Here is a 26,537-nt window from a genome sequence, read left to right as displayed (position 1 = left end):
GCGCGGCGCCCAAGGAGCCCGCATGACCCAAGCCCCCATTGCCCGCCGCGCCCCCGGTGACGATCCCTACGCCTGGCTGGAGAGCCGCGACGCCCCCGAGGTGCTGGCGCACCTGGAAGCCGAGAACGCCTACCTGGAAGCCGAGCTGGCACCCGAGGCCGCCCTGCGCGAACAGCTGTTCGAAGAGATCCGCGCGCGCATTCGCGAGACGGATCTGTCGCTGCCCGTCCCCCGCGGCGACTATCTCTACTACCAGCGCACCCAGGCCGGTGACGAATACGGCCGTAACTATCGCTGCCGTCGCCCCTCCAATGGCGACCTGACGCCCGATCCGGCGACCGAGGAGCTGCTGTTCGACGGCAATGCCATCGCCGACGGCGGCTTTCTTTCGGTCGGCCGCTTCACCATCAGTCCGGACCAGACCCGCCTCGCCTACAGCCTCGACCAGGTCGGTGACGAGACCTACCGGCTCTATGTGAAGGAGCTGGCCACCGGCATGGTGACCGAACTGCCCTTCGAGGAGTGCGACGGGAGCCTGACCTGGGCCAACGACAGCCGTACCCTGTTCTTTGGTGAACGCGACGAATCCCATCGTCCGCACAAGCTCTATCGCTACCACCTGGCCGATGCCGAGCCGCAACTGGTCTTCCACGAGACCGACGGGCGCTTCTTCCTCGGCTGCTATCGTTCGAGCTCCGAGCGCAAGCTGCTGCTGCTGTCGCACAGCAAGACCACCAGCGAAGCCTGGGTGCTGGACGCGGATCGGCCGGACGAGGCCTTTGTCTGCCTGGCGCCCCGCGAGGAAGGTCACGAGTACTTCCCCGATCATGGCGTCGATGGCTGGTACATCCGCAGCAATCAGGACGGCATCAACTTCGCGCTCTACCAGGCCCCCGAGGACAGCCCCACGCGCGCGCACTGGCAGCCGGTGGTGCTCCATGACCCGCAGGTGATGCTGGAGGATGCCAGTCTCGGCGCCCAGGCGCTGGTGTTGAGCCTGCGCACCGCCGGCCTGCCGATTCTGGAGGTGCGGCCCTACGGCCAGGCGCCCTATCGGGTCGACCTGCCGGACGAGGTCTACAGCCTCGATGCCATGGACGTGCTGGAATTCAACAGTCCGGTCATGCGCCTGCGCTACGAAGCGCTCAATCGCCCCGCCGAGATCCGCGAACTGGACCTGGCCAGCGGTACCCAGCGGGTGCTCAAGCAGGTCCCGGTGGAAGGCCCGTTCGACGCCGATGCCTACGAGAGCCGCCGCCTGTGGGCCACCGCCGCCGATGGCACCCGTATCCCCATCAGCCTGGTCGGTCAGCGCGACCTGCCGCAAAGCGCCCCGCTCTATCTGTATGGCTACGGCGCCTATGGCCACAGCCTCGATCCCTGGTTCTCCCATGCCCGCCTGAGCCTTCTGGATCGTGGCGTGCGCTTCGCCATCGCCCATGTGCGCGGCGGTGGCGAGCTGGGTGAAGCCTGGTATCGCAGCGGCAAGCTGGAACACAAGCAGAACACCTTCGACGACTTCATCGCCTGCACCGAGCATCTGCTGGAGCAGGGCCTGACGACACCGCAACAGGTGGTCATCAGCGGCGGCAGCGCCGGCGGTCTGCTGATCGGTGCGGTGCTCAACCAGCGTCCGGACCTCTATGCCGCCGCCATTGCCGAGGTGCCCTTCGTCGATGTGCTCAACACCATGCTCAAGCCGGACCTGCCGCTGACCGTGACCGAGTACGACGAGTGGGGCGATCCGAACGAGCCCGAGGTGCGCGCGCGCATCGCCAGCTACGCGCCCTACGAAAACGTCAAGGCCCAGGCCTATCCGGCCATCCTGGCGGTGGCCGGCTATCACGACACCCGGGTGCAGTACTGGGAAGCCGCCAAGTGGGTGGCGCGGCTGCGCGAGCGGCGGACCGATCAGGCGCCCCTGCTCCTGCTCAAGACCGAATTCGGCGCCGGCCACGGCGGCATGAGCGGGCGTTACCAGGCCTTGCGCGACGTGGCCCTGGAATACGCCTTCGTCTTCCGGGTACTGGGCCTGACCGGCTAGGGAACGGCGGGGGCTCTGGGCAGGTCTTTTCCACAGCTAAAGGAGAATCTGCCATGCACCTAGATGCCCCCACTCCCACTCTCGCTCCTCCGCCTCGCGACGCCGCTGCCATCAAGGGCGTCGAACGCCTGGCCTCCGTGGCCGGCGGTGGCCTGCTGATCAGCCGCGGCCTGGCGCGTGGCGGTCTGCTCGGCCTGCTGACCGGCGCCACTGGCGCCTGGCTGCTGAAACGCGGCCTGCGCGGTCACTGCTCGATCAAGAGCACCCTGACCAAGGTGCGTTTCGAGCGCGACGTCCGCCGTTCGCTGGCCTGGCATTCGGCAGCCTCCCAGACCCGCCGGATCGTCATCGCCCGCCCCCACGATGAGCTCTATCGCTTCTGGCGCGACTTCTCCAACCTGCCGATCTTCATGCGCCATATCGAACGCGTGGACGTGCTCAACGACCGCTATTCCCACTGGGTGGTCAAGGCGCCCATGGGGCGCTTCGAATGGGACGCCGAAGTCACCGACGACGTGCCGGGTCGGCTGATCGGCTGGCGCTCCTGCGGTTATGCCGGCCTGAACAACTTGGGCTGGGTCAGCTTCGCCGATGTGCCCGGTGGCACCGAGGTGACCGCGGTCATGGCCTACGAGCCGCCAGCCGGGCGCCTCGGCCATCTGTTCGCCCGCCTGCTGCGTCGCGACCCCGGTACCCGCATCGCCCAGGACCTGGCCGAGCTGAAGGTGCTGCTGGAACGCGCCCATGCGGTCGGCGATCACTATGGCGCCGTCGAGCGCACCTCGCACATGGAGTCGCCGCTGGGCTGACCTCCGGCTGTACCGCGGCGTCTCTTCCGGGACGCTGCTACCTTCCTTCAGGCCATTCAGCCCCGATTGGCTTATCTCTTAACGACCCCCAACCCCGCTTTGCGACACCTCGGTGACAACCGGCGTGCGGCCTCTTGCGACGCCTGGAAAACCAATGTTAGCTTTCGAACAACGGAGCTTTTAATGACAGCTCGATAACATTGCGAATCCGAACCTTGACCAAGCCGCTGTTCTTCCAGGCCCTCGAAGGTGCCTTCGCCGACCTTACGCCCACCGGCAAACGCGTCGCGGGCTACCTGTTGGCCAATCCGGAGAAGCTGCCCTTCGAGACCGCCGACAGCATCGCCCAGCGCACCAACACCACCGGCATTTCCGTGGGCCGGCTGCTGCGCTCGCTGGGCTATCGCAACCTCGACGACGTCAAGCAGAGCCTGAGAGACGAAGGCCTGGAAGCCTGGCGCATCACCGATCGCTTCAGTGCCTTTCGCCAGCAGAGCGGACGCAGCGACGCCCTGGACCGCTCCCTGGCCGCCGAGCTCGCCGCCATCGAGGACGTCTACCAGCTGGCCCGTGGCCCGGTGTTCGAACAGGTGGTCCGGCAGCTGACCGGCGCGGACGCGGTGTTCATCGCCGGTATCCAGACCACCCGCGGGGTACTCGGCAGTTTTCACAGCCTGCTGGAATACATCCGGCCCAAGGCCTTCTATGTCGATGGCCTGTCGGGCACCTACGCCGACATCTTCAACAGCGGCTTCGCCCAGCCCTACCTGGTGGTGGCCGACTTTCGCGCCTATTCCAGCGTGACCCGCAAGCTCTGCGAGAGCGCTCGCGATGCCCGGCTGCCCATGGCGCTGATCACCGACTACCACTGCCCCTGGGCGCGGGATTACCCCGCCGACCTGCTGCAACTGCGCCTGGAAGTCGACCAGTTCTGGGACTCCCTGGCGCCGCTGGCCTGCCTGCTGAACCTGCTGGTGTCGGCGGTGGCGGATCGCTCGGGCGATGCCCTGGAACAGCGGCTGGCCAGCAACCGCGCCCTGCAGCAGCGCTTCGGGCAATTCGAATGAGCCCTGGCCCTCTTCTTCACCCCAAGGAAGCCTTCCGTACCGTGAACCATCCAGAACTCGTCGAGATCGACGCCGACCACTACGGCGTAGCCATCCACCTGGTCTATGCGACCGCCGACAACCTGGCCGGCAAGGTGCTCTACCAGGACGCCCACTGCCTGCTGCACCGGGATGCCGCCGTCCGCCTGCACCGCGCCAGCGCGCTGGCGCAACAGGCCGGTCTGCGCCTGCAGGTGCTGGATGCCTACCGCCCGCCCTATGCCCAGCAACTGCTGTGGCGGGTGCTGCCCGACGCCCAATACGTGAGCGATCCGGCGCAGGGTTCGCACCACAGCCGCGGCGTGGCCGTGGACGTGACCCTGCTCGACGAGGCCGGTGAGCCGCTGGACATGGGTACCGGCTTCGACGACATGCGCGAGCTGTCGCACCTGTTCAATCCGGCGCTGCCCGCCGCCGCCCAGCGCAACCGCCTGCTGCTGCTGGGCATCATGCAGAGCGCCGGCTTCACCTTCATCCCCAGCGAGTGGTGGCACTTCGAACTGCCCGACGCCCGTCGTTATGCGCTGATCGACTACCACCATCTCGGCCAGGAGGAGCTCGCCGCCCTGCTGAACTGATCCTGCCGGCGACCGGGTCATTCGAATCCGGCGCCGCGAGCCCTTCGCTCGACCGCCTTGCCCACTGCCGAAACACCCATAAACCCAAACAATCCGAGGTACCGGCATGTTCTCGTCTTCGCGCACCCACGTTTCATCGGCGTCCCGCGTGCTCGCCCTGGTTTCCCTGCTGGGCCTCGGCGCCTGGCAACCGGCCAGCGCCGCCACCGCGACCGACACCCTGGTCATCGGCAAGCCTGCGGATCTGCAGACCGTCGATCCGGGCGTGACCTTCGACAACAACGACTGGACCGTGACCTACCCGGCCTACCAGCGCCTGATGCGCTACAAGGTGGAAGACGGCAAGGGCAGCACCGACGTCGAGGGCGACCTGGCCAGCGGCTGGACCGTATCCCCCGACAACCTGCTGTGGACCTTCACCCTGAAGCCCGGCAACAAGTTCGACGATGGCAGCGAGGTCACCGCCGAGGCGGTCAAGTTCTCGGTCGAGCGCCTGATGAAGCTCAAGCAGGGCCCGTCCAGCATCTTCCCGGCGGACATGACGGTGACCGTGGTGGATCCGCAGACGATCAGATTCACCCTGCAGAAGCCCTTCGCGCCCTTCCTCTTCGCCCTGGCCCACGACGGCGCCAGCGTGATCAACCCCAAGGTGGCCAGCACCCACGGCAAGGACGTGGACGCCTGGCTGGCCGGCCATACCGCCGGCTCCGGCGCCTATCGCCTGGCCGCCTGGCAGAAGGGCCAGGCGCTGACCCTGGAACCCAACCCGCACTACGCCGGCCAGGCACCCACGCTCAAGCAGGTGGTGATCCGCATCATCGCCGAGCCTTCGGTACGGCGCCTGCAACTGGAACAGGGCGATCTGGACATCATCGAGGACCTGCCCGAAGACCAGGTCAAGGCGCTGGCGCAGAAGTCCGGCTTCGTCACCACCGCCTACCCCTCGCTGCGGGTGACCTACCTCTACCTCAACAACAGGCGCGCGCCCCTGAACGATGTCAACGCGCGCAAGGCGGTGGTCGACTCCCTCGACTACCAGGGCATCGTCGAAGGCATCGCCATGGGCAAGGCCAAGCTCATGAACGGCCCGATCCCGGACGGCATGTGGGGCCATGATCCGAGCCTGCCAATGCCCAGGCAGGACCTGGAAGCGGCCCAGGCCGCCCTGGGCAAGGCGCCCAAGGTGCGGGAGCTGCAATTCCTCTACTCGGACAAGGACCCGGCCTGGGAGCCCATCGGCCTCACCCTGCAGGCGGGCTTGGGCACCCTGGGCGTCAACCTGAAGATGGAGAAGCTGGCCAACGCCACCTTCCGCGAACGCCTGGGCAAGGGCGACTTCGACGTCGCCATCGGCAACTGGAGTCCGGACTTCGCCGATCCCTACATGTTCATGAACTTTTGGTTCGACAGCACCAATGCGGGACTGGCGGGCAACCGCGCCTTCTACAGCAATCCCAAGGTGGACCAGCTGTTGCGCGACGCCGCCAGCGTCAGCGACGTGGCCCAGCGCAAGGCGCTGTACCAAGAGGCCCAGAAGATTGTGGTGGGCGACGCTGCCTACGCCTACCTCTACCAGAAGGCCTACACGGTGCCGATGCGCGCCGCGGTCAAGGGGTACGTGTTCAACCCCATGCTCGAACAGGTCTTCGATTTCGTTGCGATGTCCAAGTAAGGGCGACGGGTGCCGGCGCGCTCCGGCACCCGCCTCGCGAGGTATGCCATGGCCTTCTTCCATCTGCTGCGCAAGCAGCTGACCGATATCCTCATCGTGGTGATCGGGGTGTCCCTGATCACCTTCGTCATCTCCCATCTGATCCCGGGCGATCCGGCAAGGCTGATCGCCGGCGAGCGTGCCAGCGATGAAATCGTCGCCGGCATCCGTCAGCAGCTGGGCCTGGACCTGCCGTTGTACCAGCAATACTTCCGCTACATGGGAGACCTGCTGCAGGGCGATCTGGGCCAGTCGATCCGCACCCATCGCCCGGTGCTGGAAGACCTGCAGCTGTTCTTCCCGGCCACCCTGGAGCTGGCCCTGGCCGCGCTGCTGCTGTCGATCCTCATTGGCGTGCCCCTGGGCGTGCTCTCGGCGGTCTACAACAACCGCTGGATCGATCACATCAGCCGTACCCTGGCGGTGGCCGGCATCTCCACCCCGGCCTTCTGGCTGGGCCTGGGGCTGATCGTGCTGTTCTACGGGCACCTCGGCTGGCTGCCCGGCGGCGGGCGCCTGGACCAGGGGCTGACGCCACCGCCAGCGGTGACCGGCTTCTATCTGATCGATACCCTGCTGGCGGGAGATCTCACCGGCTTCGTCAGCGCGGCCAGGCACCTGTTGCTGCCGGCGGTGACCCTGGCCTTCGTCAACCTGGGCGTCATCACCCGGCAGATCCGCGGCGCCATGCTCGAACAGCTGGGCGAGGACTATATCCGCACCGCCCGCGCCTATGGCCTGTCGCAGACCACCGTGGTGCTGCGCCATGCGCTGCCCAATGCGCTGATTCCCTCCATCACGGTGATCGGCCTGGCCCTGGGAGACCTGCTCTATGGCGCGGTGCTCACCGAGACCGTGTTCGCCTGGCCGGGCATGGGCGCCTATGTGGTCAAGTCGATCCAGGCGCTGGATTTCCCGGCGGTCATGGGCTTCGCCATCGTGGTGTCCTTCATCTACGTCCTGCTCAACCGCTTCATCGACCTGCTCTACCGGCTGGTCGATCCCCGCATCGGCAAGGTGAACTAGCATGACGACCCTGATCTCTGCGCGCCCCGGCTGGCGCGAGCAGACCGCCTGGCTGGCCTGGCGCATCCGCCGCAATCCGCTGATGCTCACGGGGCTGGTGATCACCCTGCTGGTGCTGCTGTGCATGGTCGCCGCACCCTGGCTCGCGCCCTACCAGCCCAACGCGCTGAAACTCACCGCCCGCCTGCAGGCACCCAGCGCCCTGCACTGGTTCGGCACCGACGAGGTGGGTCGCGACCTGCTCAGCCGGGTGATCTACGGCAGCCGCCAGTCGGTGGGCGTCGGCCTGTTCGTGGCCTTTGCCGCCTGCGCCAGCGGCGGCCTGCTCGGCTGCCTGTCGGGCATCGTCGGCGGCGCCTTCGACCGGCTGATGATGCGCCTGATGGACATCATCCTCTCGGTGCCTTCGCTGGTGCTGATCATGGCCCTGGCCGCCGCCCTCGGGCCGAGTCTGTTCAATGCCATGCTGGCCATCACCCTGGTGCGCATCCCCTTCTATGTGCGCCTGGCGCGCGGTCAGACCCTGAGCATCCGCCAGCTGGCCTATGTCCAGGCGGCACGCACCTTCGGCGCCGGCAAGTGGCACCTGGTGCACTGGCACGTGGCCCGCAACGCCATGCCGCCGCTGCTGGTGCAATTCAGCCTGGACATCGGCAACGCCATCCTCATGGCCTCGGCGCTGGGCTTCATCGGCCTGGGCGCCCAGCCGCCCACCGCGGAATGGGGCGTGATGGTCGCCAGCGGCCGCAATTTCATCCTCGATCAGTGGTGGTACTCGACCTTTCCGGGCCTGGCGATCCTGGTCACCGCCATCGGTTTCAACCTGCTGGGCGATGGCATCCGCGATCTGCTCGATCCTCGCCAAAAGGGCAAATGACATGGGCCAGCCCGTTCTGCACATCGACCAGCTGAATCTGGAATTCCCCGGCTTTCGCAGCAGCGCCAAGGCGCTCAACGGCGTCAGCCTGAGTGTGGCCCCCGGCGAGATCGTCGGCGTGGTGGGCGAGTCCGGCTCGGGCAAGTCGGTCACCGCGATGCTCACCCTCGGCCTGTTGCCCCCCGGCAGCTACCGGGTCACCGGCGGCAGCGTCAACCTGGTGGGCCACGACATGCTCGCCTTGAGCGAGCGCCAGCTGATGGAGGTCCGCGGCCGCGAGGCGGCGATGATCTTCCAGGAGCCGATGACCGCGCTCAATCCGACGCGGCGCATCGGTCGCCAGCTGCTGGACGTGATTCGCCGCCATACCGCGCTGGATACCGCCCAGGCCCGCGCCAAGGCAATCGAGTTGCTCAAGGACATGCATATCGCCGATCCCGAGCAGATCCTCGAACGCTATCCCTTCGAGCTGTCCGGCGGCATGCGCCAGCGCATCATGATCGCCCTGGCTTTCTCCTGCGAGCCGCAGCTGCTGATCGCCGATGAGCCGACCACCGCGCTGGACGTCACGGTGCAGCGCCAGGTGCTGCTGCTGCTGCGCGAGAAGGCACGGGCCCGGGGCACCGCCATCCTGCTGATCACCCACGACATGGCCCTGGTCGCGCAATTCTGCGATCGCGTCTATGTGATGTACGCCGGCGGCATCGTCGAACAGGGGGCTACCGCGGCGGTCATGCAGGCACCTCGGCATCCCTATACCCAGGGCCTGATGGCCTGCCTGCCGGAAAAGGCGGTGCCGGGCAGCGACCTGGCCAGCATCCCCGGGCAGGTGCCCAACCTGGCCCAGCTGCCTGGCGGCTGCAGCTTCAAGGATCGTTGCAGTCGGCGCCATGAACGCTGCGAGACGCGCCCCGCGCTGCTGCCGACGGACACCCCCGATCATCTGAGCGCCTGCTGGCTGCAGGCGGAGGACGCCCCGGCATGAACACCCTTGCTCCGCCTGCCGTACCGCTGCTGGAACTCAGCGGCGTCGAGGTGCGTTATCCGGTGGGCCGCGACTGGCTCGGGCGCACCAAGGGCCAGGCCCATGCCCTCAACGGCATCGACCTGCGGCTCTTTCCCGGTGAGACCCTGGGCGTGCTCGGTGAATCCGGCTGCGGCAAGAGCACCCTGGCTCAGGTCCTGATGGGGCTGGTGGCGCCGGTGAGCGGCTCCCTTCGAGGCACGGCCCGTGGCGAGCGCAACATCCAGATCGTCTTCCAAGACCCCCAATCCTCACTGGATCCGCGCCTGCCGGTGTGGAAGCTGATCACCGAGCCGCTGGTGGTGCGGGGTCGCAGCTCCTCTGTCGAATTGCGCGCCCTGGCCGAGCGCCTGGCGGTGCAGGTCGGTATCCGTCCCGAATACCTGGATCGCTACCCGCACCAGTTCTCCGGTGGCCAGCGCCAGCGCATCGCCATCGCCCGGGCGCTGTCGTCGGACCCGGACGTCATCATTCTCGACGAACCCACCTCGGCCCTGGACATCTCGGTACAGGCCCAGATCCTCAACCTGCTGGCCCAGCTGCAACGCGATCGCGGCCTGACCTTCGTGCTGATCTCCCACAACGTCTCGGTGGTGCGCCACCTGGCCGACCGGGTGGCGGTGATGTACCTGGGACAGATCGTCGAGCTGGGGGCGGCGGCAGAGGTGCTGGAGCAGCCCAGCCACCCCTATACCCGGCTGTTGCTGGAGGCGGTGCCGCGGCTGGACCAGCCGCTCACCGGCAATGCCGCAGCGCAGCGCACCGAGTTGCCGGGCAACCGGGTGCTGCCGACGGGCTGTTTCTTTCGGGATCGCTGTCCGCAGGCGGGCGCCGGTTGCGAGCGACCTCAGGCACTGCTGCCAGGCACCTTGGCGGAGGTACGCTGCCATCGAGCGGCGGACCTGGCCGTACCGCGGCGGGCCAGCCCCGCGGTGGTCTGAAGCCGTTATCAGCCCGCGCGGAAGATCAGATAGTCTTCCCAGTCGTCTTCGGCGACCTGGGTCTCGCTGAGCATGCGGCCGGACTGGGAGATACCGGCCTTGTGCACCGCCTCGCGGTCGTCGCAGATCAGCGGGTGCCACTCCGGCAGATCCTTGCCTTCGGCCACCAGGCGATAGCCGCAGGTGGGCGGCAGCCAGGCGAACTGGTCGGCCTGGGCCGGCGTGAGCTGGATGCAGTCGGGAACGAAGCGGGTACGCTCGGCGTAACGGCTGCACTGACAGGTCTTGAGATCCAGCAGCTTGCAGGCGATGCGCGTGTAGTAGACGGCGCCATCGTCCTCGTCTTCGAGTTTCTGCAGGCAGCACAGGCCACAGCCGTCGCACAGCGACTCCCATTCCTGGGCATCGAGCTGATCGAGGGTCTTGCGCTTCCAGAACGGCTGGGTGATGGCGGCCATGGCAGAGATCGTGGCAAGGAAAGGGGGCGCGCAGTCTAGTGCCGCACGCCGCGAGCGCCAAGCACCGTTCGCACCCTTGTCGACTCCGCCCGACCGGATTACCGTGCCGGACTCCCCTTTCCTCCCGTGGTGAAGCCATGACCAGCAGCAGCCGTACGCCCCAGTATCCCGTCGATTCCCAGTTCGTCCAGCGCTGGTCGCCCCGCGCCTTCGACCCGGTCGCCATCGAGGAGGAGACACTACTCGGCTTCATCGAGGCCGCGCGCTGGGCGCCGTCAGCCTTCAACGCCCAGCCCTGGCGCTTCCTCTATGCCCGCCGCGACGACGCCCACTGGGCGCTTTTCCTGTCGCTGATCAGTGAATTCAACCGCGGCTGGGCGCAGCACGCCTCGGCGCTGGTGATCATCCTGTCGAAGACCACCCTGCTGCGCGCCAGCAGTGGCGAGGAAGTCCCCTTCCCCAGTCACAGCTTCGATGCCGGTGCGGCCTGGGCCTACCTGGCGCTGCAGGCGACCAACGCCGGCTGGCACGCCCACGGCATGGCCGGGATCGATCGCGAAGGCATCCAGCGTGAGTTGAAGGTACCGGCGGCGTTCAAGGTCGAGCTGGCGGTGGCCATCGGCAAGCTGGGCGACAAGGCCAGCCTGCCGGAGTCCCTGCAGGGGCGCGAGTTGCCCAGTCCGCGCCTGACCGTCGAAGAGCTGGCGGTGGCCGGCCCCTATACCTTCGACTGAGCGGCCAGGTCGACGGCGCCGCGCAGGGGCTGCCCCTGTTGCAGGCGCTGGAGATTGTCGACGAACAGCCGGACCGCCGCCGCCGGCGGCGTGGGTCCGGCGACATGGGCGGTGAGGTGCAGGTTGGGCGTCCGCCAGAAGGGATGCTCGGCCGGCAGCGGCTCCTGACGAAACACGTCCAGCACCGCCCCGGCCAGCTGTCCGCTCTCCAACGCGGCGATCAGCTCGGCGTCCACCACGCTGGTGCCGCGTCCGGCATTGATGAACAAGGCACCTGCAGGCAAGGCGGCGAAGAAGTTCGCATCGTAGAGATCCCGGGTGCTGCCGCTGTCCGGCAACAGATTGACCACGAAGTCCGCATCCCGCGCCGCCTGGCGCAGTTCCGCGAGCGGCACCACCCGGGCAAAGCCAGGCAAGGTTCGTGCACTGCGGGCGACGCCGGTGAGGATCATGCCGAACGGCGCGAACAGGCGGGCGATGTCCTGGCCGATGTCCCCTGCCCCGACCAGCAACAGCCGCCGCCCGGCCAGGGTGCCCGGCGACCGGGTATCCCAGCGTCCTTCCTGCTGACTGACCTGCCGCGCAGCCACCTGGCGCTCAAACTGCAGCAGATAGGTCAGGACGTATTCGCCGATGCTCTGGCCGAACAAGCCCACCGCCCTGCTGAAACGATAGTCGCAGGGCAGATCCGCCGCCAGCAGCGGTGCGTAGCCGGCCCAGGTCGATTGCAGCCAGAGCGGCTTGACGCCCTGGCGCAACAGGGCCGCAGCGCGATCGGGTTGGCCGAGCCAGTAGCAGGGCTGCTGCGCCAGACGCACGGCCTCGGCCGGGTCCGCCGGTACCTGCAGGTCCAGCTCCGGCGCCCACTGGCGCCAGGCAGCGGCATAGCCGGTCGGCGCGTCTTCCAGCAGCAGGACGGCGGTCATAGCGGATCGTTGAGCCGCAGCAGTTCTTCAGGCAGGTGCTCGAGGTAATCATCGCGCTCCAGCTCCGGCGGCGGCATCTGCAGGTGATAGCCCTGCTTGGCGATGTTCTCGAGGACCTTGGCGACGTCTTCCCGTGCCAGCTTGCGTTCCGGGGTCAGCACGAATTCGAAGGCCAGCGCCGGCGGACCGAAGGCCGCGAGCAGGCCCTCGGGCACGGGTTTCAGGCCCTTGAGCTTGTCGACATAAAGGTACATTTCCGGCTTGCGCGGACTGCGGTAGATGGAGCAGAGCAGTTTCATGGCGTGTCTTCCAGGGGCGCCGGCGGGGTGCGTTGCGCCTGCAGATGATCGAGAAGGGCCTGGCCGAAGCGCTCGCGGCGCCAGCCGCGCAGATTAGCCGGCAGCTGGTAGTCGCCATCAGGCCAGCCGGTGAGCAGCAGGGCTTCGAGCACCTTCTTGCGCAGCATCAGTTCCGGCGCCATGCCCAGGGCCTTGGCATCCCGTTCGCCGATGGCGCGCAAGGCCTTGAGCAGCGGCGACGCCTCGTGGGGCAAGGGTTCGGCCTGCAGCGCCGGCCATTGCTCAGCCGGGGTGGCCGCGCCTTCGGCGATCAGTTCCAGCAGGGTATCGCCATCCTGGCGCACGGTGCGCGGGTGCATGTCGTCGATGCGCGCCAGGGCCTGCTTGTCGGTCGGCTGGAAACGCGCCAGCGGCCACAGCGAGCGCTCGCGCAGGACATGGTTGCGTGGCTGATCGCGCTCGCGGGCCTTGACCTCGCGCCAGTGGCAGAGCACCCGCAGCACCGCCAGTTGCTGGCGCGACAGGCGCCAGGCCAGCTTGACGTCGCGATAGGCTTCCCAGGGATCGCTGATACGGCGCAGATTGGCCACCAGCTCGGCGCCATCCTCCAGCAGCCAGGCACGCCGCTGGTCATCCAGGCGCGCGTCGAGATAGAGATAGACGTCGACCAGATAGGTCACGTCGGCCGCCGCGTAACGTTCCTGCAACGGCGTCAGCGGCCGTTGCAGCCAGTCGGAACGGGTCTCGTCCTTGGGGATGTCGATCTTGAGCACTTCGGCGACCAGCCGCGAATAACCCATGGAATGGGCCAGCCCCAGATAGGCCGCCGCCAGCTGGGTGTCGTACAGCGGCTGCGGCAGGCTGCCGGTCAGGCGCAACAACACTTCCAGGTCTTCGCTGCAGGCGTGCAGCACCTTGACCACCGCCGGGTCCTCCAGCAGCGCGGCGAAGGGTGTCCAGTCGCCGATGCACAGGGGATCGACCAGGTAGGCCTGTTCGCCGTCGCCGATCTGGATCAGGCCGGCCTTGGGATAGAAGGTGTCGACCCGCATGAATTCGGTGTCGAGGGCGATGAAGGGCAGGGTCTGGCACCGCGCGCAGAGGGCGGCCAGCGCCGCGTCGTCGCGGATCCAGTGAGGGGCAGAAGTCAAGGGCGCACTCCGAACAGATGAGCCGACAGTATAAGCCACCCGGGCCGGTTCTTCGGTGCCGCTTGACGCCCCTGTCACACACCGGGAAGCGTGGCATTCAGCGGCTTTCCAGGCGGGTTCGTCGGATGAACGCCTGATGACCGCCCCGAACCAAACGTGACCGAATAGTTTTTTTTGTATTCGCAAGCAGGGCCTGCTAAAAGCTGAGTGTGCGCAGGTACTCACTCGGACTTGGGAATCCGCGGAGGTAAGCGCTTCTCGCCTTTCAATGGAGCTGCAAGAGCATGAAAACAATAAAACTGACCCTACTTGCATTGGCCGTTTCGAGCGCTTCCGGCTATGCCCTGGCGAACGGTCTGGCTATCAACGAACAGAGTGTCAGCGGGATGGGTACCTCCTTCGCCGGACGCTCTTCCTCCGCGCAGGACGCTTCCACCATCTATGGCAACCCGGCCGGCATGTCGCGCCTGGGCCGCGAGGTGTCCCTGGGTGGCGCCTACATCCACGCCAAGATCGACATCAAGGACGCCAGTGGTCGCTACGCCAACGGCCAGGCCGTGCAGGGCAGCAACGCCGGCGACATGGTGCCCAACTCGGTGGTGCCCTTCGGCTACTTCGTGACCCCGGTGGATGACCGTTTGCACTTCGGCCTGGGTGTATATGTCCCCTATGCGCTGATCAGCAACTACGAGCACGCCTTCCAGGGTCGCTACCAGGGTCAGGCGAGCAAGGTGGAAGTCATCACCATCCAGCCCACCGTCAGCTACAAGATCACCGACAAGGTTTCCATCGGCTTCGGTCCGACCATCAACCGCATCGAAGGCAAGCTCAACAGCAACGTCAACTTCGGCAGCACCCAGGATGGCCAGGTCAAGATCGATGGCGACGACACCGCCTATGGTTTCAACGTCGGCCTGCTCGCGGACCTGACCGATGACCTGACCTTCGGCCTGACCTACCACTCCAAGGTCACCTACAAGCTCAAGGGCAACACCGAGGTCACGGGTGCCAACAGCCAGGCCAGTCCGATCACCAACGCCCTGGTCAGCCGGCTCAATGGCAAGTATGACGCCAGCCTCAACATCACCCTGCCGGAAAGCAGCGATGCCTCCTTCACCTACCGTCTGAATAACGACTGGACGATGTACGCCGGTGCCACCTGGACCCGCTGGAGTCGCCTGAAGTCGATCGACGTGGAGAACGAGGGCACCCCCACCCTGCCGGTGCTGGGTTCGCCCCTGGCGACCGTGACGGAAGAACTCAACTGGAAGGACACCTGGTCCTACGCCATCGGCGCGGCCTATCAGCTGAATCCCCAGTGGGTGCTGCGCGCGGGCATGGCCATCGACCCCTCGCCGGCCGACAACGGCAACCGCAACGTGCGCATCCCGGTGGGCGATCGCAAGACCTTCTCGGTGGGCGCAGGCTGGTCGCCGACCAAGGACATGACCATCGATGTGGCCTATGCCTACCTCTGGGAAGACGATGTGTCGATCAATCGCCCCGCCACCTCCACCAAGGCCGGCTACAGCGCCAAGTACGACAACAGCGCCCACGGTCTGGGTGCCCAGCTGACCTACCGTTTCTAAGCGTCAGGGTCCGCTACCGAAGCCGCCGCCAGGCGGCTTCGTGCTTTCCGGGACCGGGATCGCGCAGCACCCTCCGCGTCGACGAATAGCCGCGGTCCTCGCCTACGCCCTGAGCCCCCAGTAGCCCTGCTCCTGCTCCGCGTACCAGCGCTGGAAGTCGTCCAGCGACAGGGCGCCGGCCACCAGCTGGCCCTGGATCTGGTCGCAGCCCAGCTCGGTGAGGACCTGCAGGGCCTGGCGGGTCTCCACGCCTTCGGCCACCACCCGTAGCCCGCGCAACTGGCCGAGCTGGACCAGCAGCCTGATCACCTCCTGATCGCCGGGCAGCTGGCAGTGCTCGATGAATTGCCGATCGATCTTCAGCTCGTCGATGGGAAAGCTGCTCAGGCAGGCCAGCGAGGAATGTCCGGCGCCGAAGTCGTCCAGCGACAGCTCGAAGCCCATGGCCTTGAGCTGGCGCAGGCAGTCGAGCACCTGTACCGGATTGCTCATGGCCCGGGACTCGGTGATCTCCAGGCAGAAGCCGGCGGCGACGGCGCCGGTCTCGTCCAGCAGCCGGCCAATGCGGGCGATGAAGGCCGGGTGCTCTAGGTCCAGCAGTGACAGATTGACGTTGAGCTTGAGGGCGCCCAGCTGCCGCTCGCGCTGCAGGCGCATGCAGCGCTCCAGCACCCAGAGGGTGATGTCGCAGATCTTGCGACTCTGTTCGGCGATGCCGACGAAGGCGTCCGGCTTGAGCAGCCCCAGTTCCGGATGCTGCCAGCGGATCAGGACCTCGGCGCCTTCCACGCGGCCGTCGGGTAGCGCGATCTTGGGTTGCAGATAGAGGCGCAGCTGATCGTGGTCCACGGCCAGGTCGAGGGCGTCGAGCATGGCGATGCCCAGCTGCCGCTGACGTTCCTGGTCCGGATCGTGGAAGGCGAAGGGCAGCTGGCGCCGGCGCGCATCCTGCAGCGCGGTCTCGGCGTTGGCCAGCAGGGCCTCGGCGCTGGCGCCATGTTCGGGGTAGCAGGCGATACCGAAGGTGATGCGCAGCGACACCCGCTGGTTGCCGCTGACGAAGGGTTTTTCCACCAGGTTGCGCAGCGACAGCAGCGCCGCCTCCGCCGAGGCGTCGTCGAACCAGGGTAGCAGCAGGACAAAGGTGTCGGCGCCGATCCGCGCCACGCCATTCTCTTCCGGCGCCGCGACCCTCAGCCGACGCGCCAGGTGGCGCAGGATCTTGTCGCCACCTTCCTGGCCGAGCAGTTCGTTGATGTTGCGGAAGTTGGCCACATCCAGCAGCAGCACGGCGAAGCGCCCGGCCGCGGCATGCTCGATGCGCTGGCGAATCTCCAGGACCAGTCGCACCTGGTTGGGCAGCCGGGTGAGCATGTCGCGAAACGCCAGCTGGCTGATGCGCCGCTCGCGCGCGGCCAGGGCGGCGCCCATCTGATTCATGGCGCGACCGAGCCGGCCGACCGGATCGCGGCCTTCCTTGAGGCCCAGCTGATAGTCGCCATCGGCGATGCGTTCGGTGGCCTGACCCAGACGGAGCAGATAGCGATTGAGTGCGCCTGCCAAGATCCGGCTGACCAGAGCGCCCATCGCGAAGATGATCGCCCCTATGAGCAGCGAATCCAGCAGAGCCGACTGCTCCGCCGCTGCTATTCCTTCCATGAACATGTCCGCCCCTATGACGACTGCTTGCCCGTTCTGCCCTGGAATGGCCAGGAACAGGGAACGGAAACTGCCAAAGTTATCCTGGTATTCCGCGAAACGCGGTTGATGATCGGCAAACACCGCTGCGAGTTCCGGGGGTGCCTGCTCGTAGAGCTGGCGATAGTCGCCGAAATAGCCAACGCGGATTTCCTCCTCGTTGGCCGAATCCATGATGAAGCGAAAGCTCGAGCCTTCCTTGACGAAGGCATAGAGCGAGGCCAGCCCGGCCTTGCGGGCATAGCGATCCAGGGTGATCAGGGTTCGCTGGTAGCGTTCGGGATCGGCCTGGGCCGGATCCTGCAATTGGGCGAGATAGTCCTCGCCGAGAATTTCCGGCAGCGCCAGGGCCGCGCTCATCAAGCGATAGTCGATGCTCTGGCTGCTGGCTTCGCGCGCCTGGTGGTAGCTGTGCAGAGTGAACAGCAGGGTGCCCAGGGCATCCACCAGGATGAACGCCAGAAAGAACTTGGCGAACAGGCTGCGTGGCTTGAAGCGGAGCCGCGACGCGGGGGCGACTTCCCGGGGCGAGGCGACGCTGTGAGGCGCATCGAGCATTGGGGCTCCTTGTCCAACTGACGACGACTCCCCCTGGACCCGCTCGTGCCGAGGCGGTTTCGCTGGACGCGCAACCAGGCGCCTTCTTAACGGTTTAACCGACGTCGTTCAAGGACCACGGTCGCAAAATCCCGGGTGCCTCACGCTTGGGCCGATTTTTCAGCCCAGCGTCAGGGCCAGCGCGACCAATACCCCGGTCTCGGTGAATTCCAGCAGGGCTCCGGCGGTATCCCCGGTGGTACCGCCGAGACGCTGGCGCAGGGCGCGTCGCACCAGCAGCGCGACTCCGGCGGTGACCAGCAGTGCGGTCCAGCCCTGGGGCAGCAGGAGGATGGCTAGCGCGCCCAGCAGCAGCACCCGAGTCAAGGTTGTCCGCGGCAGGTGGCGACTGAGCAGATCGCCCAGACCGCTAGGGCGTACATAGGGGGTGGTCAGCAACAGCCAGGGCAGCGCCAGGCGACCGGCCAGGGGCGCCAGCCACAGACAGCCCGGCGCGTGCGGCAGGAGCACCACCAGAGCGCTCCACTTGAGCAGCAGGGTCAGCAGCAGCGCCAGCACGCCCATGGGTCCGCAGGCCGGATCCTTCATGATGGCGAGGGTCCGCTCGCGATCGCCATAGCCGCCGATCCAGGCATCCACGGTGTCAGCCAGGCCATCCAGATGCAGGCCGCCGGTGAGGATCACCCAGCCGGCCAGCACCAGGGCCGCCTGCAGGAAGACGCCGCCCGCGGCGCCCAGCCAGGCGATCAGACTGAGGAGCGCACCCAGCAGCAGGCCAACCGCCGGATACCAGAGCACCGAGCGGCCGACGGCCTCGGCGGGCGGCAGGCCGGGCAGCCGGACCGGCAGACGGGTCAGAAACTGCACGGCGATCAGCAGGGGTAGCGGCATCAGCCCTCCTCCAGCGTCAGTGGCTGCAGGGTCGCGTAGGGCGCCTCGACCTGCAGCAGGTCCCTGGGTGCCAGACCCCGCTGGCGGGCCAGCAGCAGGCGGATGACGCCGCCATGGGTGACGATCAGGCTGCGGTGGCCCTGCAGCCGGGGCCGCCAGCGCGTCACCGCCCCCAGGACCCGTTCGGCGAAGGCCGCCACGGGCTCGCCCTCGGGCGGGGTATAGGCATAGGGATCGGCCCAGAACCGCCCCAGGGCCTCCGCCTGGTCCTGCATGAGCTCCGCGGCGCTACGGCCTTCCCAGGCGCCGAAATCCAGTTCGCGCAGATCCGCTTCCAGCACCAGCTCGGCGCCCTGCTCCGCCGCCAGCCACTCGGCGAAGCGCGCGCAGCGCTGTTGCGGCGACGTCAGGATCAGCTCGAAAGGCGGCTGCGTGGCGACGGCGGCATGCAACTGCGCCCAGCCCTGCTCCGCCAGCGGCGGATCGAGGCGTCCGCGAAAGCCTTCGGGGCCTTCGGTGACGCCATGGCGCAGCAGCCAGCAGTCAGTCATGGGCGCGGCTGGAGACACTGGCTTCGGCAAAGGTCGCCATCTCGCTGTGCAGGCGGCAGGACAGTTGCAGCAGCGGCACGGCCAGCGCCGCACCGCTGCCTTCGCCCAGACGCAGGCCGAGGTCCAGCAGCGGCTCGCCGCCCAGCGCCAGCAGCACCGCGGCATGGCCGGGCTCGGCGCCGCAGTGGGCGAACAGCAGCCAGTCGCGGGTAGCGGGTTGCAGGCGCTGGGCGCAGAGCGCTGCCACCGAGCAGATGAAGCCGTCGATCAGGGTCGGCAGGCCCTGCTGGGCGCAGGCCAGATAGGCACCGGTCAGGGCCGCCAGCTCGAAGCCGCCCAGGCGGCGCAGCAGCTCGTAGGGATCGTCCAGGGCGTCGCCATGGCGCAGCAGCGCGCGCTGGATGACCGCCACCTTGCGCGCCACCCCATCGGCGTCCAGGCCGGTACCGGGCCCGGCCAGGGCCAGCGGCGAGGTATCCAGCAGCACACTGGCAATGGCGCTGGCGGCGGTGGTGTTGCCGATGCCCATCTCGCCGCCGATGAACAGATCGGCACCCCCGGCGCAGGCGCGCAGGACGGCGTCGCGCCCGGCCTGCAGCGCGGCCTGGCACTGGTCATGGGTCATGGCCGGGGTCAGGGTGAAGTTGGCGGTACCGCGGCCCAGGGGCAGGTCGATGATCCCGGGCAGGGCTTCCAGCGGCGTGACGGTACCCAGGTTGATGACTTCCAGGGCGGCGTCCAGTTGCCGGGCGAGCACGCTGATGGCGGCCCCGCCACGCACGAAGTTGCGCACCATCTCGGCGGTCACGGACTGCGGATAGGCCGAGACGCCCTCTTCCACCACCCCATGATCACCGGCGAAGACGGCGATGGCGGTCCGCTGCAGCAGTGGCCGCGGCGTGCCCTGCAGGGCCGCCAGCTGGATGGCCAGCACTTCCAGATCGCCGAGCGAACCGCTCGGCTTGGTCAATACCGCCTGCCGCTGGCGCGCGGCTTCGGCGGCGGCGGTATCGGGTTGGCGGCAGGGTCCTTGCCACCAGGGCATGCTCATAGCGGGGTTCCTTTGAGGGTCAGGGGGAGACCGGCGACGGTCAGCACCACGCGCTCGCAGCGCGCGGCCAGGGCCTGGTGCAATTCGCCGGCGGCATCGACATAGCGGCGCGTCAGCTCGCCCAGCGGGACGACGCCCAGACCGGTTTCGTTGCTGACGAAGATAAGGTGGCCGGGCAACTGCGGCACGACCTCGAGCAGCTCCGCGCAGGCACTGTCGAGGCGCCGGGGATCGTCGAGCAAGAGCAGATTGGTCAGCCAGAGGGTCAGGCAGTCCACCAGCAGGCAGGCATCCGGCGCCGCCAAAGCCTCCAGACGTTCGGCCAGCGCCAGGGGTTCTTCCACCAGCGCCCAGTGCGCCGGTCGGCGGGCGGCATGGCGTTCGATGCGCCGGGCCAGTTCGGCGTCGCTGCCGCCGGCGGTGGCGATATAGGTGACGGCAAGGCCGGACTCGGCGGCCAGGCGCTCGGCCAGGGCGCTCTTGCCGGAGCGAGCGCCACCGAGGATGAATTCGCGCATCTAGAGCTCGCAGAGGGCGCGCAGGCGCCCGGTGTCCAAATGGTGTTCGACCAGATCGGCCAGGCGCTCCAGATCGCGCTCGCGCAGGGCGTGGTAGTCCAGCTGCTGCGGCTCGGCCAGACCCGCCCAGCGCAACAGCGCGACACTGGCAGCGGGCGACTCGAACAGGCCGTGCAGGTAGGTGCCCAGCACCTGGCCGTCGTCGCTGAGGCTGCCATCCACGCGGCCATCGGCCAAGCGCAGCACCGGCCGCTCCAGGGCCGGGCCCTGGCTGACACCGGCATGGATCTCGTAGCCGGCCACCTCGGCGTCGCCGTCGCTCAGCCAGCCGTGCACGTTGCGCAGCTGCTTTTCCGCCGCTAATTCGGTGCTCATGGCCAGGAGGCCCAGACCGGCGCTGTCACCCGGCGCGCCTTCCAGCCCGAGAGGATCGGCGATCCGCTCGCCGAGCATCTGGAAGCCCCCACAGATCCCCATCACCCGCCCGCCGTATCTCAGGTGGCGGGTGATGGCCGCGTCCCAGCCCTGGGCGCGCAGGAAGGCCAGGTCGCTGCGCACGCTCTTGGAGCCGCCGAGGATGATCAGGTCGGCGGCGGGCAGCGCCTCGCCCTGACGGACGAACAGCAACTCCACCTGGGGATGCAGGCGCAGGGGATCGAAATCGGTGTGGTTGCTCAATCGCGGCATCACCGGCACCGCCACCCGCAGACGCGGTCCCTGCTTGGCGACCTGGCCGGTGGCCAGGCGATCCTCGGCTTCCAGGTGCAGGTCGTGCAGATAGGGCAGCACGCCGAGCACCGGCTTGCCGGTACGGGCTTCGAGCCAGTCCAGCCCGGGTTGCAGCAGCGCCAGGTCACCGCGGAAGCGGTTGATGATGAAGCCGGCGACGCGCGCCTGCTCGCTGGGTTCGAGCAGGTCGAGGGTGCCGACCAGATGGGCGAAGACGCCGCCCCGGTCGATGTCGGCCACCAGCAGCACCGGGCAGTCCACCGCCTCGGCGAAGCCCATGTTGGCGATATCGCCCTGGCGCAGGTTGATCTCGGCCGGCGAACCGGCGCCCTCCACCAGCACCACCTGATAGCCCGCCGAGAGGCGGGCATGGGAGGCCAGCACCGCCTCCCGGGCTATCGGCTTGTAGGCGTGATAGGCCTTGGCATCCATGCTGGTGACGGCGCGACCGTGAATGATCACCTGGGCGCCGACATCGGTGTTGGGCTTGAGCAGCACCGGATTCATGTCGGTATGGGGCGCCAGGCCGCAGGCCTGGGCCTGGACCGCCTGGGCCCGGCCGATCTCGCCGCCATCGGCGGTCACGGCGCTGTTGAGCGCCATGTTCTGCGGCTTGAAGGGCACCACCGCTACGCCCTGGCGATAGAGCCAGCGGCACAGGGCGGCCACCAGGGTGCTCTTGCCGGCGTCGGAGGTGGTGCCCTGCACCATCAGCGTACTCATAGGGGACTCCGGTAGCTGGCGAGGCCCTGGTCCAGGCGCTGCCAGCCGGACTCGTCGCCGGGCAGCCCGAATCTCAGGGCGCCAAGCGCGGGAAACAGGCGGGTAAGGATGGCCTGGCGGGCCAGGTGTTCGTGCAGCTCCGCGACGTCCGCGCGCTGCAGCAATTGAAAGAGGGCGCAGCCACCGCTGGGCGCGAGGGCGTGCCGGGCCAGCAACGCCGCCAGGCGCTCACCGGCCTTGAGCAGCGCCTCGCGCTGACGCTGCTGGCCCGGCTGATCGGCCAGCAGTTGCCGGGCGAGATGACGACTGGGGCCGTTCACCGTCCAGGGACCCAGTTGCTCGTCCAGCTGCGCCAGCAGGCTCGGCGCCGCCAGCACGAAGCCCAGGCGCATCCCGGCCAGTCCGAAGAACTTGCCAAAGGAGCGCAGCACGATCAGCCCGGGCAGATCGCTGAAGGGTGCAAGACTCGCTGCCGGGGTGGGATCCATGAAGGCCTCGTCCGCCACCAGCCAGCCACCGCGGCGTTCGAGGCGGGCGTGCCAGTCCAGCAGCCGGGCCGGCGACAGGCGTTCGCCCGTGGGATTGTTGGGATTGACCACCACCACCACGTCCAGCTGGTCGAGGTCGGCCGCGATCCGGGCTTCGCTCCACTCCAGCACCTCGTGCCCGGCGCGACGCCAGGCCAGGGCGTGTTCGGCGTAACAGGGCGCCAGTACCGCGACCCGCGCGGGTGCGCGCAGGGTCGGCAGTGCCTGGATGGCGGCCTGGGAACCGGCCACCGGCAGCAGCGCGCCGGCCCGGTAACAGGCACCGGCAGCCTCCACCAGGCCATCATCGGGCTCCGGCAGCCGGGCCCAGGCGCTGGCCGGAATCTCCGGCAGCGGCCAGGGCCAGGGGGCCAGGCCGGTGGACAGGTCCAGCCAATCGCCCAGGGGAATGTCGTAGCTGCGGGCGGCACGCCGCAGTCGACCGCCATGCTCAAGCAAGCAGCAGTCCTCCCAGGGCGATCAGCGCGGTCCACAACCAGGCGCCACGGCGCACCAGTTTCAGGGCGCGGGTGATGGCCAGGAAGGTCGGCGCCGGTCCACGGCCCAGCACCGGACGCTCGTGCCATTCGCCGTGGTAGCGAGCCGGGCCGCCCAGGCTCACGCCCAGGGCGCCGGCACCGGCCGCCATCACCGGACCGGCGTTGGGGCTGTCCCACAGCGGTGCCTGGGTGCGCCAGCTTTCGATGGCGCTCCAGAAGCGGCCAAGGCCAGCATAGGTCAGGGCTACCAGGCGCGCAGGGATGTAATTGAGGACATCGTCCAGCCGCGCCGCGGCCCAGCCGAAACGCTCCAGGCGCGGCGTGCGATAGCCCCACATGGCGTCCAGGGTATTTGCCAGGCGATAGAGCACCACGCCCGGGGCACCCAGCAGGGCGAACCAGAACAGCGCGGCGAAGACGGCATCGCTGCCATTCTCCAGCACCGATTCGGTGGCGGCGCGGGCCACGGCGGTCTCGTCCAGCTCGCTGGTCTCGCGGCTGACCAGGTAGCCGACCCGCCGCCGTGCCTCGGGCAGATTGTTGCGTTGCAGGGCGCGGGCCACCGGCTCGGCGTGCTCGCCGAGGCTGCGCAGTCCCACGGCCAGATACAGCGCCAGGGGCTGGATGATCCAGGCCAGCCAGTCGAGCTGGCAGAGCAAGGCGGTGAGCAGCACCCAGGGCAGCACGGCCAGGCTCCAGGCCACCACGCCATGGCTGCGCCAGCCACGGCCACCGGGATTGAAGCGGGCTTCGAGGCTGTCGGCCAGGCGCCCGAACAGCACCAGGGGGTGGGCGCGGCGGGGTTCGCCGAACAGCAGGTCGAGCAGCATGCCGCTGACGACCGCGAAGGCCAGCATCATGGTTTCTGGCCCCAGCGATTCTCGAAGACCAGCTCCTCCAGCGGCCGCCCCTGGCGCCAGCCCTCCTCTTCCAGCATCGGGCGCGGATAGAAGGCTTCCACCGGTCCCAGGCAGAGGATGGCCGCCGGCTGCGCGCCTTCCGGCATCTCCAGCAGGCTGCGCACGGCTTCCGGCTCGAACAGCGACACCCAGCCCATGCCCAGGCCTTCGCAGCGCGCCGCCAGCCAGAGATTCTGGATGGCGCAGGACAGCGAGGCCAGGTCCATCTCCGGCAGGGTACGGCGGCCGAAGACGTGGGCTTCGCGGCCGTCCATGAGCGCGGCCACCAGCACCTCGGCGCAATCGAGGATGCCCTGCACCTTGAGTTTCATGAAGTCGTCGCTGCGCTCGCCAAGGGCGTCGGCGGTGGCGCAGCGCTCTTCTTCCACCAGCTCGTGCAGGCGCTGGCGCAAGGGCGGATCGCTGATGCGCAGGAAGCGCCAGGGCTGCATCAGCCCGACGCTGGGCGCCTGGTGGGCGGCACCGAGCAGGCGGGCCAGTTGCTCGGGAGGCACCTCGCCACCGCAGAAGTGGCGCATGTCGCGGCGCTCGGCGATGGCTCGGTAGACGGCGGCTTGTTCGGCGGGGGTATAGGGGGTCGTGGTCACGGCTTGAGCATCGCGGCGGCCGCGGCGGGTGCCGACGGCATGTAGAAGTGAATATAGCTGGCGGTGAGGCGACCGTCGCGGTAGACCGCCTCGGCGACCGCCTTGCCGTTGGGGCACAGCCCGCGCGCCCAGGGCACCTCGGATGACTCGAGGGCCGAGTGATGATAGGTGTGGCCACGCAGGGTGCCCTGCTCGAACTCCACCGACTGCAAGGCCAGGGCGGTGAGGCGCGCCTGCATCCGCGCGCTGCCCGGCAGCAGTCCGAGCAGGCTGGCGGATTCGCCGGCCTTGTCGGTCAGTTCGTCGAGCAGATAGAGCATGCCGCCGCACTCGGCGAGGATCGGTTTGCCGGCCGCATGGTGGGCGCGAATGGCCGCGCGCATGCCCAGGTTGTTGGACAGCGTCTGCAGGTGCAGCTCGGGATAGCCGCCGGGCAGATAGAGGCTGTCCACCGCTGGCAGCGCCGTGTCGGTGAGCACGGAAAAGAACTGCAGCTCGGCGCCCAGGGCGCGCAGCAGATCGAGATTGGCCTGGTAGATGAAGGCCAGCGCCGCATCCCGGGCCACGCCGATCCGCACCCCCGCCAGCAACGGCTCGACCACGGTCGGCGGCGGTGCGGCAAAGGCCACTGGCGGCGGCACTTCAAGGGTGGAACTGGCGCCCAGGGCATCGGCCGCCAGGTCGAGACGACGATCCAGGTCGGTGACCTCGTCGGCCTGGATCAGCCCCAGGTGACGACTGGGCAACTCGATGCCGGCATCGCGCGGCAGGCTGCCAAAGAAGGTCATGCCCGCTGGCAGGCTGCCGCGGATCAGTTGCGTCTGCCGCGGACTGCCACTGCGATTGGCCAGCACCCCGGCGAAGGGCAGGCCCGGCCGATAGTGGGCCAGGCCATAGGCCAGGGCGCCAAAGGTCTGCGCCAGGCCGGCGGCGTCGATCACTCCCAGCACCGGTACGCCAAAGCGCTCGGCCAGGTCGGCCGCCGAGGGTTGGCCGTCGAACAGGCCCATGACGCCTTCGATGAGGATGAGATCGGCCTCCCCCGCCGCTTCCCACAGCAGGCGCCGGCTCTCGGCCTCGCCGATCATCCACAGATCGAGCTGGTAGACGGGTGCGCCGCTGGCGCGGGCGAGAATCATCGGATCAAGAAAGTCCGGACCGCACTTGAACACCCGTACCCGCCGCCCCTGGCGGGCGTGCAACCGGGCCAGGGCGGCGGTGACGCTGGTCTTGCCCTGACCGGAGGCCGGGGCGGCGATCAGCAGCGCCGGGCAATGCCGCGTCTCGCCTACCATTCGATACCCTGCTGGGCGCGGACGCCGGCCTGGAAGGCATGCTTGACCAGACTCATGTCGGTCACGGTATCGGCCGCCTCGACCAGCGCCGGCGGCGCACCGCGCCCGGTCACCACCACGTGCTGGTGCGCCGGGCGCCCGGCCAGATCGGCCAGCACCTGGTCGACGTCCAGATAGCCGTGCTTGAAGGCGATGTTGAGTTCGTCCAGCAGCACCAGGCCGATGGCCGGATCGCGCAGCAGCTCGACCGCCACCGCCCAGGCCGCGGCAGCCGACTGCAGATCGCGGGCCCGGTCCTGGGTATCCCAGGTGAAGCCCTCGCCCATGACGTGGTAGCGCACCTCGTCCGGGAAGCGCCTGAAGAAGAGTTGCTCGCCGGTGTCGCGGCGGCCCTTGATGAATTGCACCACGCCCACCTTCATGCCGTGGCCGAGGGCACGCGCCGCCATGCCGAAGGCCGAGCTGCTCTTGCCCTTGCCGATGCCGGTGTGGACCAGCAGCAGGCCGCGCTCGTCCTGAGCTTCGGCGATGCGGGCGTCGATCACCGCCTTCTTGCGCACCATGCGCGCGCGGTGGCGCTCATCGCGCTCGGGGCTGGTCGAATCGGGGCTATCGGTCATGGGTGGTTCTCCGGGTGCGGGCGCGGCGGAGAAACGGGCAGAGACGCCGCCCGCGCAAGGCAGGTGGCGACGCCGCGCGACGCCCTCCGCATCGCC

26 protein-coding genes are annotated in these 26,537 nt (G+C 68.2%); 11 read left to right on the top strand and 15 right to left on the bottom strand.

What is annotated here, in order from left to right; genetic code table 11:
• The first annotated feature begins 22 nt into the window (after positions 1 to 22).
• From BGI51_RS14975 to BGI51_RS14935, 9 genes are all read left to right on the top strand, one after another.
• Entirely contained in the window at positions 23 to 2,044 is a 2,022-nt protein-coding gene (locus BGI51_RS14975) for a S9 family peptidase (RefSeq protein WP_187978829.1), read from the top strand.
• Positions 2,045 to 2,097: 53 nt separating this feature from the next.
• On the top strand, positions 2,098 to 2,853 hold the full coding sequence (locus BGI51_RS14970; RefSeq protein WP_187978828.1) for an SRPBCC family protein: 756 nt from the start codon (positions 2,098 to 2,100) through the stop codon (positions 2,851 to 2,853).
• Between the two features lie 215 nt (positions 2,854 to 3,068).
• On the top strand, positions 3,069 to 3,920 hold the full coding sequence (locus BGI51_RS14965) for a MurR/RpiR family transcriptional regulator (RefSeq protein WP_133859631.1): 852 nt from the start codon (positions 3,069 to 3,071) through the stop codon (positions 3,918 to 3,920).
• Between the two features lie 41 nt (positions 3,921 to 3,961).
• Positions 3,962 to 4,537, top strand: a complete 576-nt coding sequence (ddpX, locus tag BGI51_RS14960; protein WP_187978827.1) for a D-alanyl-D-alanine dipeptidase — start codon at positions 3,962 to 3,964, stop codon at positions 4,535 to 4,537.
• A 106-nt stretch (positions 4,538 to 4,643) separates the two neighbouring features.
• Positions 4,644 to 6,209: an ABC transporter substrate-binding protein gene (locus tag BGI51_RS14955; RefSeq protein WP_187978826.1), complete on the top strand. Its 1,566-nt coding sequence runs from the start codon at positions 4,644 to 4,646 to the stop codon at positions 6,207 to 6,209.
• 48 nt (positions 6,210 to 6,257) lie between these two features.
• Positions 6,258 to 7,274 (top strand): ABC transporter permease, encoded by a 1,017-nt coding sequence (locus tag BGI51_RS14950; protein WP_133859634.1) that lies wholly within the window; start codon positions 6,258 to 6,260, stop codon positions 7,272 to 7,274.
• Position 7,275: 1 nt separating this feature from the next.
• Positions 7,276 to 8,151, top strand: a complete 876-nt coding sequence (gene ddpC, locus BGI51_RS14945) for a D,D-dipeptide ABC transporter permease (RefSeq protein WP_187978825.1) — start codon at positions 7,276 to 7,278, stop codon at positions 8,149 to 8,151.
• A 1-nt stretch (position 8,152) separates the two neighbouring features.
• Positions 8,153 to 9,136 (top strand): ABC transporter ATP-binding protein, encoded by a 984-nt coding sequence (locus BGI51_RS14940; RefSeq protein WP_187978824.1) that lies wholly within the window; start codon positions 8,153 to 8,155, stop codon positions 9,134 to 9,136.
• Complete coding sequence (locus tag BGI51_RS14935) at positions 9,133 to 10,116, top strand: oligopeptide/dipeptide ABC transporter ATP-binding protein (protein WP_187978823.1); 984 nt, start codon at positions 9,133 to 9,135, stop codon at positions 10,114 to 10,116. The genes BGI51_RS14940 and BGI51_RS14935 overlap by 4 nt, the downstream gene beginning before the upstream one ends.
• Before the next feature lie 8 nt (positions 10,117 to 10,124).
• On the opposite strand, the gene BGI51_RS14930 is transcribed toward BGI51_RS14935, so the two are convergent.
• Positions 10,125 to 10,574, bottom strand: coding sequence for a YcgN family cysteine cluster protein (locus BGI51_RS14930; RefSeq protein WP_058762427.1), 450 nt, complete (start codon positions 10,572 to 10,574; stop codon positions 10,125 to 10,127).
• 137 nt (positions 10,575 to 10,711) lie between these two features.
• Here BGI51_RS14930 and BGI51_RS14925 point away from each other — a divergent pair, with 137 nt between their 5' ends.
• Positions 10,712 to 11,308, top strand: a complete 597-nt coding sequence (locus BGI51_RS14925; protein WP_133859638.1) for a nitroreductase family protein — start codon at positions 10,712 to 10,714, stop codon at positions 11,306 to 11,308.
• On the opposite strand, the gene BGI51_RS14920 is transcribed toward BGI51_RS14925, so the two are convergent.
• The 3 genes from BGI51_RS14920 to rnd are packed head-to-tail and all read right to left on the bottom strand — an operon-like array spanning position 11,293 to position 13,684.
• Positions 11,293 to 12,234 carry a D-2-hydroxyacid dehydrogenase gene (locus BGI51_RS14920; protein WP_187978822.1) on the bottom strand — a complete coding sequence of 314 codons (942 nt, stop codon included), beginning with the start codon at positions 12,232 to 12,234 and terminating at the stop codon, positions 11,293 to 11,295. The genes BGI51_RS14925 and BGI51_RS14920 overlap by 16 nt on opposite strands.
• Positions 12,231 to 12,533, bottom strand: a complete 303-nt coding sequence (locus tag BGI51_RS14915; RefSeq protein WP_187978821.1) for a YcgL domain-containing protein — start codon at positions 12,531 to 12,533, stop codon at positions 12,231 to 12,233. Before BGI51_RS14915 ends, BGI51_RS14920 begins: the two co-directional genes overlap by 4 nt.
• Positions 12,530 to 13,684 carry a ribonuclease D gene (rnd, locus tag BGI51_RS14910; RefSeq protein WP_187978820.1) on the bottom strand — a complete coding sequence of 385 codons (1,155 nt, stop codon included), beginning with the start codon at positions 13,682 to 13,684 and terminating at the stop codon, positions 12,530 to 12,532. The genes BGI51_RS14915 and rnd overlap by 4 nt, the downstream gene beginning before the upstream one ends.
• A 284-nt stretch (positions 13,685 to 13,968) precedes the next feature.
• Here rnd and BGI51_RS14905 point away from each other — a divergent pair, with 284 nt between their 5' ends.
• Positions 13,969 to 15,273 (top strand): OmpP1/FadL family transporter, encoded by a 1,305-nt coding sequence (locus tag BGI51_RS14905; RefSeq protein ID WP_187978819.1) that lies wholly within the window; start codon positions 13,969 to 13,971, stop codon positions 15,271 to 15,273.
• A gap of 102 nt (positions 15,274 to 15,375) precedes the next feature.
• Here BGI51_RS14905 and BGI51_RS14900 read toward each other — a convergent pair whose 3' ends face one another.
• The 11 genes from BGI51_RS14900 to cobO form a co-directional block, all read right to left on the bottom strand.
• Complete coding sequence (locus BGI51_RS14900) at positions 15,376 to 17,529, bottom strand: putative bifunctional diguanylate cyclase/phosphodiesterase (protein WP_187978818.1); 2,154 nt, start codon at positions 17,527 to 17,529, stop codon at positions 15,376 to 15,378.
• A gap of 159 nt (positions 17,530 to 17,688) precedes the next feature.
• On the bottom strand, positions 17,689 to 18,420 hold the full coding sequence (locus tag BGI51_RS14895) for an adenosylcobinamide-GDP ribazoletransferase (RefSeq protein WP_187978817.1): 732 nt from the start codon (positions 18,418 to 18,420) through the stop codon (positions 17,689 to 17,691).
• Positions 18,420 to 18,971, bottom strand: a complete 552-nt coding sequence (locus BGI51_RS14890; RefSeq protein WP_187978816.1) for a histidine phosphatase family protein — start codon at positions 18,969 to 18,971, stop codon at positions 18,420 to 18,422. Before BGI51_RS14890 ends, BGI51_RS14895 begins: the two co-directional genes overlap by 1 nt.
• Positions 18,964 to 20,022, bottom strand: a complete 1,059-nt coding sequence (gene cobT / locus BGI51_RS14885; RefSeq protein WP_187978815.1) for a nicotinate-nucleotide--dimethylbenzimidazole phosphoribosyltransferase — start codon at positions 20,020 to 20,022, stop codon at positions 18,964 to 18,966. Before cobT ends, BGI51_RS14890 begins: the two co-directional genes overlap by 8 nt.
• A complete protein-coding gene (gene cobU / locus BGI51_RS14880) occupies positions 20,019 to 20,540 on the bottom strand; it encodes a bifunctional adenosylcobinamide kinase/adenosylcobinamide-phosphate guanylyltransferase (protein WP_187978814.1) in 522 nt (173 codons plus the stop codon). Before cobU ends, cobT begins: the two co-directional genes overlap by 4 nt.
• Positions 20,541 to 21,992, bottom strand: a complete 1,452-nt coding sequence (locus tag BGI51_RS14875; protein ID WP_187978813.1) for a cobyric acid synthase — start codon at positions 21,990 to 21,992, stop codon at positions 20,541 to 20,543. It lies immediately after the preceding gene.
• The gene (gene cobD, locus BGI51_RS14870; protein ID WP_187978812.1) at positions 21,989 to 22,978 is read right to left on the bottom strand and encodes a threonine-phosphate decarboxylase CobD; all 990 of its coding nucleotides are present in this window, start codon (positions 22,976 to 22,978) and stop codon (positions 21,989 to 21,991) included. The genes BGI51_RS14875 and cobD overlap by 4 nt, the downstream gene beginning before the upstream one ends.
• Positions 22,971 to 23,879: an adenosylcobinamide-phosphate synthase CbiB gene (gene cbiB / locus BGI51_RS14865; RefSeq protein ID WP_187978811.1), complete on the bottom strand. Its 909-nt coding sequence runs from the start codon at positions 23,877 to 23,879 to the stop codon at positions 22,971 to 22,973. The genes cobD and cbiB overlap by 8 nt, the downstream gene beginning before the upstream one ends.
• The gene (gene bluB / locus BGI51_RS14860; RefSeq protein ID WP_187978810.1) at positions 23,876 to 24,526 is read right to left on the bottom strand and encodes a 5,6-dimethylbenzimidazole synthase; all 651 of its coding nucleotides are present in this window, start codon (positions 24,524 to 24,526) and stop codon (positions 23,876 to 23,878) included. The genes cbiB and bluB overlap by 4 nt, the downstream gene beginning before the upstream one ends.
• A complete protein-coding gene (locus BGI51_RS14855; RefSeq protein WP_133859652.1) occupies positions 24,523 to 25,821 on the bottom strand; it encodes a cobyrinate a,c-diamide synthase in 1,299 nt (432 codons plus the stop codon). Before BGI51_RS14855 ends, bluB begins: the two co-directional genes overlap by 4 nt.
• The gene (gene cobO / locus BGI51_RS14850; protein WP_158895445.1) at positions 25,815 to 26,441 is read right to left on the bottom strand and encodes a cob(I)yrinic acid a,c-diamide adenosyltransferase; all 627 of its coding nucleotides are present in this window, start codon (positions 26,439 to 26,441) and stop codon (positions 25,815 to 25,817) included. Before cobO ends, BGI51_RS14855 begins: the two co-directional genes overlap by 7 nt.
• Between the last annotated feature and the right edge of the window lie 96 nt (positions 26,442 to 26,537).

The sequence above is a fragment of the Pseudomonas oryzihabitans genome (assembly GCF_014522265.1).
In the GTDB taxonomy this organism is placed as follows: Bacteria; Pseudomonadota; Gammaproteobacteria; order Pseudomonadales; family Pseudomonadaceae; genus Chryseomonas; species Chryseomonas aestiva.
Note: the sequence above shows the minus strand (reverse complement) of the source record. Positions and strands in the feature narration are given on the sequence as shown.

Excerpts from the sequence above, each read along its gene's own strand:
- BGI51_RS14975 (WP_187978829.1), top strand. The coding sequence starts at position 23 with ATGACCCAAGCCCCCATTGCCCGCCGCGCCCCCGGTGACGATCCCTAC.
- BGI51_RS14970 (WP_187978828.1), top strand. The coding sequence starts at position 2,098 with ATGCACCTAGATGCCCCCACTCCCACTCTCGCTCCTCCGCCTCGCGAC.
- BGI51_RS14955 (WP_187978826.1), top strand. The coding sequence starts at position 4,644 with ATGTTCTCGTCTTCGCGCACCCACGTTTCATCGGCGTCCCGCGTGCTC.
- BGI51_RS14950 (WP_133859634.1), top strand. The coding sequence starts at position 6,258 with ATGGCCTTCTTCCATCTGCTGCGCAAGCAGCTGACCGATATCCTCATC.
- ddpC (WP_187978825.1), top strand. The coding sequence starts at position 7,276 with ATGACGACCCTGATCTCTGCGCGCCCCGGCTGGCGCGAGCAGACCGCC.
- BGI51_RS14940 (WP_187978824.1), top strand. The coding sequence starts at position 8,153 with ATGGGCCAGCCCGTTCTGCACATCGACCAGCTGAATCTGGAATTCCCC.
- BGI51_RS14935 (WP_187978823.1), top strand. The coding sequence starts at position 9,133 with ATGAACACCCTTGCTCCGCCTGCCGTACCGCTGCTGGAACTCAGCGGC.
- BGI51_RS14930 (WP_058762427.1), bottom strand. The coding sequence starts at position 10,574 with ATGGCCGCCATCACCCAGCCGTTCTGGAAGCGCAAGACCCTCGATCAG.
- BGI51_RS14925 (WP_133859638.1), top strand. The coding sequence starts at position 10,712 with ATGACCAGCAGCAGCCGTACGCCCCAGTATCCCGTCGATTCCCAGTTC.
- BGI51_RS14920 (WP_187978822.1), bottom strand. The coding sequence starts at position 12,234 with ATGACCGCCGTCCTGCTGCTGGAAGACGCGCCGACCGGCTATGCCGCT.
- BGI51_RS14915 (WP_187978821.1), bottom strand. The coding sequence starts at position 12,533 with ATGAAACTGCTCTGCTCCATCTACCGCAGTCCGCGCAAGCCGGAAATG.
- BGI51_RS14905 (WP_187978819.1), top strand. The coding sequence starts at position 13,969 with ATGAAAACAATAAAACTGACCCTACTTGCATTGGCCGTTTCGAGCGCT.
- BGI51_RS14900 (WP_187978818.1), bottom strand. The coding sequence starts at position 17,529 with ATGCTCGATGCGCCTCACAGCGTCGCCTCGCCCCGGGAAGTCGCCCCC.
- BGI51_RS14895 (WP_187978817.1), bottom strand. The coding sequence starts at position 18,420 with ATGCCGCTACCCCTGCTGATCGCCGTGCAGTTTCTGACCCGTCTGCCG.
- BGI51_RS14890 (WP_187978816.1), bottom strand. The coding sequence starts at position 18,971 with ATGACTGACTGCTGGCTGCTGCGCCATGGCGTCACCGAAGGCCCCGAA.
- cobT (WP_187978815.1), bottom strand. The coding sequence starts at position 20,022 with ATGAGCATGCCCTGGTGGCAAGGACCCTGCCGCCAACCCGATACCGCC.
- cobU (WP_187978814.1), bottom strand. The coding sequence starts at position 20,540 with ATGCGCGAATTCATCCTCGGTGGCGCTCGCTCCGGCAAGAGCGCCCTG.
- BGI51_RS14875 (WP_187978813.1), bottom strand. The coding sequence starts at position 21,992 with ATGAGTACGCTGATGGTGCAGGGCACCACCTCCGACGCCGGCAAGAGC.
- cbiB (WP_187978811.1), bottom strand. The coding sequence starts at position 23,879 with ATGATGCTGGCCTTCGCGGTCGTCAGCGGCATGCTGCTCGACCTGCTG.
- BGI51_RS14855 (WP_133859652.1), bottom strand. The coding sequence starts at position 25,821 with ATGGTAGGCGAGACGCGGCATTGCCCGGCGCTGCTGATCGCCGCCCCG.
- cobO (WP_158895445.1), bottom strand. The coding sequence starts at position 26,441 with ATGACCGATAGCCCCGATTCGACCAGCCCCGAGCGCGATGAGCGCCAC.